The organism is Vibrio sp. Vb2131 (assembly GCF_033338535.1).
In the GTDB taxonomy this organism is placed as follows: Bacteria; Pseudomonadota; Gammaproteobacteria; order Enterobacterales; family Vibrionaceae; genus Vibrio; species Vibrio alginolyticus.
This window is the reverse complement of the sequence record NZ_JAWOSW010000009.1, coordinates 168,955-179,958: the sequence shown is the minus strand read 5'-3', so window position 1 is coordinate 179,958 and position 11,004 is coordinate 168,955. Positions and strand designations below refer to the sequence as shown.

At 46.0% G+C, this 11,004-nt stretch carries 8 protein-coding genes and 3 tRNA genes; 9 read left to right on the top strand and 2 right to left on the bottom strand.

Annotated features, from left to right (window positions below; genetic code table 11):
• Positions 1-105: 105 nt before the first annotated feature.
• The 3 genes from R7E38_RS12205 (at position 106) to R7E38_RS12195 (ending at position 453) form a co-directional block, all read left to right on the top strand.
• Positions 106-190, top strand: a tRNA-Leu gene (locus R7E38_RS12205).
• A gap of 50 nt (positions 191-240) precedes the next feature.
• Positions 241-315: transfer RNA gene (locus R7E38_RS12200), tRNA-Gln, on the top strand.
• A gap of 53 nt (positions 316-368) precedes the next feature.
• A tRNA-Leu gene (locus R7E38_RS12195) sits at positions 369-453 on the top strand.
• Positions 454-588: 135 nt separating this feature from the next.
• On the opposite strand, the gene R7E38_RS12190 is transcribed toward R7E38_RS12195, so the two are convergent.
• Entirely contained in the window at positions 589-1,767 is a 1,179-nt protein-coding gene (locus tag R7E38_RS12190) for a 2-octaprenyl-3-methyl-6-methoxy-1,4-benzoquinol hydroxylase (protein WP_064369039.1), read from the bottom strand.
• A 257-nt stretch (positions 1,768-2,024) separates the two neighbouring features.
• Between R7E38_RS12190 and miaB the strand changes: the two genes are divergently transcribed.
• The 5 genes from miaB (at position 2,025) to lnt (ending at position 7,642) form a co-directional block, all read left to right on the top strand.
• Entirely contained in the window at positions 2,025-3,449 is a 1,425-nt protein-coding gene (gene miaB, locus R7E38_RS12185; protein ID WP_005373038.1) for a tRNA (N6-isopentenyl adenosine(37)-C2)-methylthiotransferase MiaB, read from the top strand.
• 73 nt (positions 3,450-3,522) lie between these two features.
• Positions 3,523-4,620 (top strand): PhoH family protein, encoded by a 1,098-nt coding sequence (locus R7E38_RS12180; RefSeq protein ID WP_005373033.1) that lies wholly within the window; start codon positions 3,523-3,525, stop codon positions 4,618-4,620.
• Between the two features lie 2 nt (positions 4,621-4,622).
• Positions 4,623-5,087: an rRNA maturation RNase YbeY gene (ybeY, locus tag R7E38_RS12175; RefSeq protein ID WP_005373030.1), complete on the top strand. Its 465-nt coding sequence runs from the start codon at positions 4,623-4,625 to the stop codon at positions 5,085-5,087.
• Between the two features lie 105 nt (positions 5,088-5,192).
• On the top strand, positions 5,193-6,092 hold the full coding sequence (gene corC / locus R7E38_RS12170; RefSeq protein WP_005384118.1) for a CNNM family magnesium/cobalt transport protein CorC: 900 nt from the start codon (positions 5,193-5,195) through the stop codon (positions 6,090-6,092).
• Between the two features lie 32 nt (positions 6,093-6,124).
• Positions 6,125-7,642 (top strand): apolipoprotein N-acyltransferase, encoded by a 1,518-nt coding sequence (gene lnt / locus R7E38_RS12165; RefSeq protein WP_005384119.1) that lies wholly within the window; start codon positions 6,125-6,127, stop codon positions 7,640-7,642.
• Positions 7,643-7,726: 84 nt separating this feature from the next.
• Here lnt and R7E38_RS12160 read toward each other — a convergent pair whose 3' ends face one another.
• Positions 7,727-8,197: a zinc ribbon-containing protein gene (locus R7E38_RS12160; RefSeq protein ID WP_005373024.1), complete on the bottom strand. Its 471-nt coding sequence runs from the start codon at positions 8,195-8,197 to the stop codon at positions 7,727-7,729.
• Positions 8,198-8,350: 153 nt separating this feature from the next.
• On the opposite strand from R7E38_RS12160, the gene leuS reads away from it, so the two are divergent.
• Entirely contained in the window at positions 8,351-10,924 is a 2,574-nt protein-coding gene (gene leuS, locus R7E38_RS12155) for a leucine--tRNA ligase (protein ID WP_226084102.1), read from the top strand.
• Positions 10,925-11,004: the final 80 nt, after the last annotated feature.

Genomic DNA, 11,004 nt, shown 5'->3' with positions numbered 1-11,004 from the left:
GCGGAATTGGTAGACGCACCAGATTTAGGTTCTGGCGCCGCAAGGTGTGAGAGTTCAAGTCTCTCCTTCCGCACCATCTTAAATTAATCTACACTATCAGAATACGCGGAAGTGGCGGAATTGGTAGACGCACCAGATTTAGGTTCTGGCGCCGTAAGGTGTGAGAGTTCAAGTCTCTCCTTCCGCACCATTCTTTCTCTCGATAAGAGAGGTTAAGTAGTCTTTGACTATTTACGCTGTAGGGCTATCGCCAAGCGGTAAGGCAGCGGCTTTTGATGCCGCCATTCCCTGGTTCGAATCCAGGTAGCCCTGCCATATACAACGATATTGAGATTTTACCAATTATCTTGATATCTATAGATTAAGTTGCGGAAGTGGCGGAATTGGTAGACGCACCAGATTTAGGTTCTGGCGCCGCAAGGTGTGAGAGTTCAAGTCTCTCCTTCCGCACCATTATCGGAAAACCCAGCATGACTTTGCTGGGTTTTTTCTTTTTTTGGTTCTGGACTCGGGAAATCATTAGATTTGCCGAATTAAAAAAGCGAGCTCATGGCTCGCTTTTTTTCTATCTGTGATTTGAGTAGCTTACTACATACCTAACGCGTATTTCAGTACTTGAGCCTTAATTGGCCCTGAGTTTTCAGCAAGCTTCAATGCAGCATTACGTACGAACTTCAATGGCCCTAGATCGTTGCTAAAACCTTTATAGAAAAAGTCCATGCCCGTCTGCATGAGTAAGTTGTCAGGTCGACGTGCGCGTTCGTATTTCGCGAGTAAGGTATCTTCCAGCTTTTCTTGTTGTTCTGTTACCGAAAGGAGAACGTCTACATCTTTGAAGCCTAAGTTTACCCCTTGCCCTGCAAGCGGGTTGATCGTATGGGCAGAGTCACCCACTAATACGCAATTTTTGCTTGAGTAGCTTTGCGCATGACGACGAGTGAGTGGGAATGAGCCAAACTGTAAAACTTCAATATCGCCTAATTCTGCAGGGAAATGACGTAAGATTTCTTCCCTTAGTTGAGGTTTACCCATCGCACACAGTTGTTTAATACGTTTAGGCGAGTCATACCAAACCAAAGAACCTTGGCCTACTATTTGACCATCGTCGTTACTCAAAGAGCACAGAGGTAAAAATGAACGTGGGCCTGAAGGTGTAAATTGTTGCCAAGTAATATCTTGCTGAGGCAATTCTGTTTTCACGTTAATCAACATGCAGTGTTGTCGGTAATCCCACGCAGTTACACCAATTCCAGCCAATTGACGAACTTTAGAGTTTGCACCATCAGCACCAATCACCCAGTTAGCTTCAAACTGCGCCCCACTTTCTAGTGTCACAAGATTTACATCTGCAAACTCAATGGCTTTTAATCGCTCAGGACACATCACGGTTAGATTTTCATACTTAGAGAAGACTTGCCAAAGACCTAATTGGATTAGGCGATTTTCAACGATGTAACCTAGCTGATCCAATGACAATTCATCAGAGTGAAAACGAGTACGGCACTCTGGGTGCTCCCAAGTTTCTAACCGCCGATAAGGACAAACTCGCATGCTCTTGATCTCTGACCATGCTCCGAGTGAATCAAGTAACTCCACCGACTGGTGCGAGATTGCAGATACACGAATATCCATCGCCTGAGCGGCATCAAAAACTTTAGGTTTTGTACCTTCGACCAAGACAACGCTTCTGCCCTGCTTGGCAAATCCAACAGCGACGGCTGCCCCGACCATACCGCCACCGATCACGGCGATGTCATACTTGTTCATTTTTCACTCTTCATCGTGCTGATTAATTGGCGTTTTTTATTGTACTTTCCATGGCTATTTTTACAAAATTGTTTAACAAAAAACCTTGTTCTGCATAGGGCGAAAAACTAGATTTCATCGGGCTTTGCAGAGAATTAGCTAGATCACTAGTCAGGTGCTTTTTAAAGCAGTACAATACGCCGCTTACCGCCGTGATGGCGGCTATAATTTGAGCAATAGCTCTCCGATTTAAGTACAACTGAACGAGCGAAAGTGAGATGAGTAAGAAACTGCTAATTAAAACCTGGGGCTGCCAGATGAACGAATACGATTCATCAAAAATGGCCGACCTGCTTAATGCTGCAAACGGCTACGAGCTGACGGAAGAGCCAGAGGAAGCAGACGTACTTCTACTTAACACCTGTTCGATCCGTGAAAAAGCGCAAGAGAAAGTTTTCCACCAGCTAGGCCGCTGGAAAACACTAAAAGATAAAAAACCTGGCGTAGTTATCGGTGTAGGTGGTTGTGTAGCAACGCAAGAAGGTGACCATATTCGTGAACGTGCACCATACGTTGACGTTATTTTTGGCCCACAAACTTTGCACCGCCTACCTGAGATGATCAAACAATCTCAGTCCGATGATGCACCAGTTATGGACATTTCGTTCCCAGAGATCGAAAAATTCGACCGCCTACCTGAACCTCGCGCTGAAGGTGCGACAGCATTCGTTTCTATTATGGAAGGCTGCTCTAAGTACTGTACTTACTGTGTCGTACCGTACACTCGTGGTGAAGAAGTAAGCCGTCCAATGGATGACGTACTGTTCGAAATCGCCCAACTTGCTGAACAAGGCGTACGTGAAGTAAACCTTCTGGGTCAAAACGTAAACGCGTACCGTGGTCCTATGCACGATGGTGAGATCTGTTCATTTGCAGAACTGCTTCGTTTGGTTGCGTCTATCGATGGTATCGACCGTATTCGTTTCACGACGAGCCACCCGTTAGAATTCACAGACGACATCATCGCAGTATACGAAGATACGCCAGAACTTGTGAGCTTCCTGCACTTACCTGTGCAAAGTGGTAGTGACCGTATCCTAACGATGATGAAACGCCCTCACACCGCTATCGAATACAAATCGATCATCCGTAAACTGCGTAAAGCTCGTCCTGATATTCAAATCAGTTCAGACTTTATTGTTGGTTTCCCTGGTGAGACAGACAAAGACTTCCAAGACACCATGAAGCTAATCAAAGATGTAGACTTTGACATGAGCTTCAGCTTTATTTTCTCTCCACGTCCAGGTACGCCAGCAGCGGATTACCCTTGTGATGTGTCAGAACAAGTGAAGAAAGAGCGCCTTTACGAACTACAGCAAACTATCAATGCTCAAGCGATGCGTTACTCTCGCTTAATGCTTGGCACAGAACAACGTGTTCTAGTTGAAGGTCCTTCGAAGAAAAACCTAATGGAACTACGCGCTCGTACAGAAAACAACCGTGTAGTAAACTTTGAAGGTAGTGCAGACCTAATTGGTCAGTTCGTTGATGTGAAGATCGTAGACGTATTTGCAAACTCACTGCGTGGTGAGCTAGTACGTACTGAAAAAGACATGGATCTTCGTAGTGTGATTTCCCCAACGCAGATGATGGCGAAAACACGTCGCGAAGATGAGCTGGGTGTAGCTACTTTTACGCCGTAAGCTCGTATAAATAGCCATAGAGAGCCTGGTCGTTATCAGGCTCTCACTAAGTGGCAAAAAATGAGAGGCAACATTGAGCAATAAAATCGTAACTCTAGAAATTAACCTAGAACCTTCAGACAACCGCCGACTAGCTAGCCTGTGCGGTCCATTCGATGACAACATCAAGCATTTAGAACGTCGTCTAGGCGTTGAAATTAACCACCGTAGTGACCACTTTACGATTGTCGGTAAACCTCATACCGCATCAGCTGCGCTGGATATCCTGAAAACTCTATATGTTGATACCGCACCTGTACGAGGCGAGATCCCAGATATTGAGCCTGAGCAAATCCATCTAGCGATCAAAGAGTCTGGTGTTCTTGAGCAGAATACTGAGTCTAATATCGAGCATGGTAAAGAAGTCTTCGTCAAAACCAAGAAAGGTGTGATCAAACCACGTACGCCAAACCAAGCGCAGTACTTGGTTAACATGGTCACGCATGATATTTCTTTTGGTATTGGCCCGGCAGGTACAGGTAAAACCTACCTTGCTGTAGCAGCAGCTGTTGACGCACTAGAGCGCCAAGAGATCCGCCGTATTCTACTTACTCGTCCAGCGGTTGAAGCTGGTGAGAAATTGGGCTTCCTACCTGGTGATTTAAGCCAGAAAGTCGACCCATACCTACGTCCGCTATACGACGCCCTATTTGAAATGCTGGGCTTTGAGCGCGTAGAGAAGCTGATTGAACGTAACGTGATTGAGGTTGCCCCTCTTGCTTACATGCGTGGTCGTACTCTAAACGACGCCTTCATCATTCTTGATGAGAGTCAGAACACCACTGTTGAGCAGATGAAGATGTTCCTAACGCGTATTGGTTTTAACTCTCGCGCGGTTATCACTGGTGATGTCACGCAGATTGACTTACCTCGTGGTGCGAAATCGGGTCTTCGTCATGCTATTGAAGTACTAAGCGAAGTTGACGACATCAGCTTTAACTTCTTCTTAGCCGACGACGTTGTACGTCACCCTGTGGTTGCTCGTATCGTTAACGCGTACGAGAAGTGGGAAGCACAAGACCAGAAAGAGCGTAAAGAGTTCGAGAAACGCCGTCGTGAAGAACGCGACGCGAAGTTACTAGAAGCAGCAAAAGCCGAACTGAATGCACAAGTTGCTTCAACTAAGGAATAACCATGGCGATTGAACTTGATCTGCAACTGGCAGTCGAAAATGAAGAAGGTCTGCCTTCGCAGCAAGATTTCCAATTGTGGCTAGATAAGACAATCCCTCTCTTCCAGCCACAAGCCGAAGTCACCATTCGTATTGTTGATGAACAAGAAAGTCATACGCTCAACCATGAGTATCGCGGCAAAGATAAACCAACTAATGTGTTGTCGTTTCCATTTGAAGCACCTCCTGGTATGGAAATAGATTTACTTGGTGATTTGATTATTTGCCGCCAAGTTGTTGAAAAAGAGGCGGTTGAACAGAGCAAGCCTCTGCTAGCACATTGGGCGCATATGGTTGTACATGGCAGCTTGCATCTGCTAGGTTATGATCATATAGAGGATGACGAAGCCGAAGAGATGGAGTCCCTCGAAACCGAAATCATGCAAGGTATGGGTTATGAAGATCCTTACATTGCTGAAAAAGAGTAGCTATTGGCCACTCGACAGGGAAAGGCGAACCACCTAAATGACTCTCGTGTTCGCCTCTCTATGTGTGCTATCACACTTCTGATAGCGTTACTTAATTGAGAAACAATGAACGAAGATAATTCTCCCTCTTCTAACGAAGATAAGAAAGAAAAGGCAGAAGGTCCGAGTAGAAAGTCCTTCTTTGAACGTCTAGGTCAACTATTTCAGGGCGAACCAAAAGATCGCCAAGAGCTTGTGGATGTTATCCGCGACTCTGAAGTTAACGACCTGATTGACCATGACACTCGCGATATGCTCGAAGGTGTTATGGAAATCTCCGAAATGCGTGTGCGTGACATTATGATCCCGCGTTCGCAAATGGTTACCGTTGAGCGTACTCACGACCTTGATACCTTGGTTGCTTTGATTACCGATGCTCAACACTCTCGCTACCCTGTGATCAGCGAAGATAAAGACCATGTGGAAGGCATACTTCTAGCGAAGGACTTACTTAAATACTTAGGCTCAGGCAGCAATCCATTTGATATCGAAGAAGTCATTCGACCAGCGGTTGTAGTACCGGAAAGTAAACGCGTTGATCGACTGCTGAAAGAATTCCGTGAAGAACGTTATCATATGGCCATTGTTGTCGATGAATTCGGTGGTGTTTCTGGTCTTGTGACCATTGAAGATATCCTTGAGGAAATCGTCGGGGATATTGAAGATGAATTCGATGAAAGTGAAGAGACGGACATTCGTAAGCTGAGCAAGCATACGTTTGCTGTCAGAGCGCTGACAACCATCGAAGAGTTTAATGAGACATTCGGAACCAACTTCAGCGATGAGGAAGTTGATACCGTTGGTGGTATGGTCATGACTGCCTTTGGTCACTTACCTTCTCGTGGTGAACTGGTTGAAATTGAAGGCTACAACTTCAAAGTCACCGCTGCCGATAACCGTCGTGTCATTCAACTCCAAGTGACGATCCCAGACGAAGAAACCCTGGTTGAAGCCACTCAAGAGTAACGCGATACCCATTGGGAATCTCAGAAATTACAATGATGAATGAACTCTTTCATCGCCTTAAGCGGCCCTTAGTGGCCGCTTTTGTTGGCGCCTCTACTACACTCGCTTTCGCTCCTTACCAGCTGTGGCCTATTGCCATTCTTAGCCCAGCAATTCTACTGATTCTTCTTGCTAACCAAACTCCGAAACGCGCACTATGGATTGGTTATGCTTGGGGGTTAGGTCAATTTGCAACTGGCGTTAGCTGGGTTTACGTCAGTATCTCCGGTTTTGGCGGTATGCCGCTCATTGCCAATTTATTTTTAATGGGCTTGCTTGTTGCCTACTTGGCTGTTTATTCAGGCTTATTTGCTTGGCTCAACAACAAGCTGTTTCCTCAATTTACGCTCACAAAAGCACTTCTCGCTGCACCTGCTTTATGGCTGATCAGTGATTGGTTACGTGGTTGGGTGATGACTGGCTTCCCTTGGTTATGGCTAGGCTATAGCCAGATAGATGCTCCACTCGCAAGCTTTGCACCAATTGGCGGCGTAGAACTGCTTACTCTATTTATCCTTATCAGCGCAGGGGCGTTAGCCTATGCATGGATTCATAAGCAGTGGCTGATGGTGATTATCCCTGCGGTGCTACTCAGTACTGGCTTTGGGATTCGCAACTACGATTGGGTAACACCCCGACCAGAAGACACGACTAAGCTCGCACTAATTCAAGGTAACGTAGACCAAAACCTAAAGTGGCTACCAAGTCAACGCTGGCCAACCATCATGAAGTACGCTGACTTAACTCGTGAAAACTGGGATGCTGACATTATCGTTTGGCCAGAAGCAGCAATTCCCGCTTTTGAAATTGAAGTGCCTTCATTTTTGAGCAATATCGACAGCGCTGCAAAAATGAATAACAGCGCAATCATCACCGGTGTCGTCAACCAAGCTGAAGATCGACAGTTCTACAACAGTATTCTGTCCCTCGGCATCACACCATACGGTGACTACAGCTTCGATTTAAGCGAACGTTACCATAAGCATCACCTACTACCGTTTGGTGAGTTTGTACCATTTGAAGATATTTTGCGCCCATTAGCGCCATTCTTTAACCTACCGATGTCATCGTTTAGCCGTGGGGCTTTTGTGCAGCCAAACATCGTTGCGAATGGCATGCACATGGCACCAGCGCTTTGCTATGAGATCATCTTTAATGAGCAAGTGCGTCAAAATGTGACTGACGAAACAGACTTCATTCTAACGCTTTCAAACGATGCATGGTTTGGTCACTCTATCGGCCCTCTTCAGCATATGGAGATCGCCCGTATGCGTGCCTTAGAGTTGGGCAAACCGCTCATCCGCTCGACTAACAATGGATTAACAGCGGTAACCGATCACAAGGGTAAAATCGTTGAGCAAGTTCCGCAGTTTGAAACTGCAGTACTGCGCGCAGAGCTCACCCCAACCGATGGGAAAACGCCATATCGAATCGTTGGTACTTGGCCATTGTATATTTGGGTAGGGTTAAGTTTAGCGCTGGCTTTCGGTTTAAGAAGAAAACAGAGCTGATAACAGCTTGAAAGTAGAAAAGACAAAAAAGAGGCGACTAAGCCTCTTTTTTATTCATTGCATTATACAGTCGTTACTCGCCATTTATGGCTTTAATGACTGACGAGTAAAGCCTTTGTGACCACACTTAATACACGGAATGATTACTGTTGGGTGGTTATACGTTGTCTTGTGACCACACTCATCACAGACTAAAGTGCCTAAGCCTATCACCTCTCCTGCTTCATATAGCCCTTGATGCTCTAAGTCATCGAACAACTCAACCCACTCAACTTTAGTTCGGTCTGTAATCTCTAACAGCCCTTGCCATATCGAATCCGCAATCGTTAAGTAAAACGGACCGCTTTTGCTATCCTCGTAACTCTCTGAAAACTCTTTTAAGTCTGCTTTAAGGTACGCTTTGATTAAAGCCAATTCATCTTTGGTCAAGTCATTAGCAGCATCCACCACTTTGCCCGACGTCTCAATCGCTTTGTTAACTTCTTCCGGACTGTGCTTCAAGGTTTCAATCACATCCTCGAGCATTTCCTCATAACCTGTTTTACGTTTAGGCATAACTGACCTCCATCTTTCTCCTACCTGCGTCACTTAAGGGCGCATGGGTACAGATTGGCTATTGTTGTGATCCCTAGCTTTAGGTATTCTATGACGATCTATTTAAGTCTGTTCTAACCGAACTCACAAATTCCAAGATAACGGATACCATCGATGCAAGAACAATACAACCCACAAGATATTGAACAAAAAGTTCAAAAGCACTGGGATGACAACAAAACCTTTGTTGTAAGTGAAGACCCAAATAAAGAAAAATTCTACTGTCTGTCCATGTTCCCATACCCAAGTGGTCGACTGCACATGGGTCACGTGCGCAACTACACTATCGGTGATGTAATATCTCGTTTCCAACGCCTACAAGGCAAAAACGTGATGCAACCAATCGGTTGGGACGCATTCGGTCTACCTGCAGAAAACGCAGCAGTAAAAAACAAAACTGCGCCAGCACCTTGGACTTACGAAAACATCGAATACATGAAGAACCAACTTAAGCTTCTAGGCTTTGGTTACGATTGGAACCGTGAATTCGCAACATGTACACCGGAGTACTACCGCTGGGAACAAGAGTTCTTCACTAAACTTTACGAGAAAGGTTTAGTTTACAAAAAGACTTCTTCTGTTAACTGGTGTCCTAACGACCAAACTGTTCTTGCAAACGAGCAGGTTGAAGACGGTTGTTGCTGGCGTTGTGATACGCCTGTAGAGCAAAAAGAAATCCCTCAATGGTTCATCAAAATCACTGAGTACGCTCAAGAGCTACTAGACGACTTAGACAAGCTTGAAGGTTGGCCTGAAATGGTGAAAACCATGCAGCGCAACTGGATTGGTCGTTCTGAAGGTGTTGAACTGAAGTTTGAAGTTAAGGGTCAACAAGACCTAGAAGTTTACACAACACGTCCAGATACGCTAATGGGTGTGACTTACGTGGGTATCGCAGCCGGCCACCCTCTTGCAGCTCTTGCAGCAGAGAACAATCCAGAGCTTGCAGCGTTTATCGACGAATGTAAAAACAACAAGGTTGCAGAAGCTGAGCTAGCGACAATGGAGAAGAAAGGTATGGCAACTGGCCTTACTGCTATTCATCCATTGAACGGCCGCGAAGTACCAGTATACGTAGCAAACTTCGTTCTGATGGACTACGGTACAGGCGCGGTAATGGCTGTACCTGCGCACGACCAACGTGACTACGAGTTCGCAACGAAGTACGGTCTAGACATCGTGCCAGTTATCAAGCCTGCTGATGGCAGCGAGCTAGACATCTCTGAAGCAGCATACACTGAGAAAGGTGTACTGTTCGATTCAGGTGAATTCGATGGCCTAGAATTCCAAGCGGCATTCGACGCAATCGCAGCGAAGCTAGAAGCAGAGGGCAAAGGCACTAAGACTGTAAACTTCCGTCTACGCGACTGGGGTGTATCTCGTCAACGTTACTGGGGCGCACCAATCCCAATGGTAACGACTGAAGACGGTGAAGTTCACCCAGTACCTGCTGACCAACTACCAGTGATTCTTCCAGAAGACGTGGTAATGGACGGCGTCACTAGCCCAATCAAAGCAGACAAAGAGTGGGCGAAGACAACCTTTAACGGTGAACCTGCTCTACGTGAGACAGATACGTTCGATACGTTCATGGAATCTTCTTGGTACTACGCGCGTTACTGTTCACCACAAGCGGACGACATCCTAGACCCAGAAAAAGCAAACTACTGGCTACCAGTAGATCAATACATCGGTGGTATCGAGCACGCTTGTATGCACCTACTGTACTCACGCTTCTTCCACAAACTACTGCGCGATGCGGGTTACGTAACTTCTGACGAACCGTTCAAGCAACTACTGTGTCAAGGCATGGTACTAGCTGATGCGTTCTACTTCGAGAACGAGAAAGGCGGCAAAGAGTGGGTAGCTCCAACAGACGTAGCCGTTGAACGTGATGGTAAAGGCCGCATAACTTCTGCTAAAGACACTGAAGGTCGTGATGTAACGCACTCAGGCATGATCAAGATGTCTAAGTCTAAGAACAACGGTATCGACCCTCAAGAAATGGTAGACAAGTACGGCGCTGACACAGTACGTCTATTCATGATGTTCGCGTCTCCGGCGGACATGACACTTGAATGGCAAGAGTCTGGCGTAGAAGGTGCGAACCGCTTCCTAAAACGTGTTTGGAAACTAGTGAAAGAGCACACAGCGAAAGGCGCAGCAGAAGCAGTAGATACCGCAGCGCTTTCTGGTGATCAAAAAGCACTTCGCCGTGACGTTCACAAGACTATCGCGAAAGTGACGGACGATATCGCTCGTCGTCAAACATTCAACACCGCGATCGCAGCGATCATGGAGCTGATGAACAAACTAGCGAAAGCGCCTCAAGAATCTGCGCAAGATCGTGCAATCCTTGACGAAGCACTGAAAGCTATTGTTGTCATGCTTTACCCTATCACTCCGCATATCTCATACGAGCTATGGGCAGCACTAGGTGAAACAGACATTGATAACGCGGCATGGCCGACGTTTGACGAAAAAGCGCTAGTTGAAGACGAAAAAACTATCGTTGTTCAAGTTAACGGTAAGCTACGTGCGAAGCTAACAGTCCCAGCTGATATCTCTAAAGACGATATCGAACAGCTTGGTCTAAACGACGAAAACGTGGTTAAGTTCACTGATGGCCTGACTATTCGTAAAGTTATTTACGTTCCAGGTAAACTGCTGAACATCGTTGCAAACTAATCGCAGCTGTCAATTTGTCTCTGTTTAGCGAACTTATTTGTTAACCAAGAGTCATTAAACAGGGTAGTTCGCTACCCTGT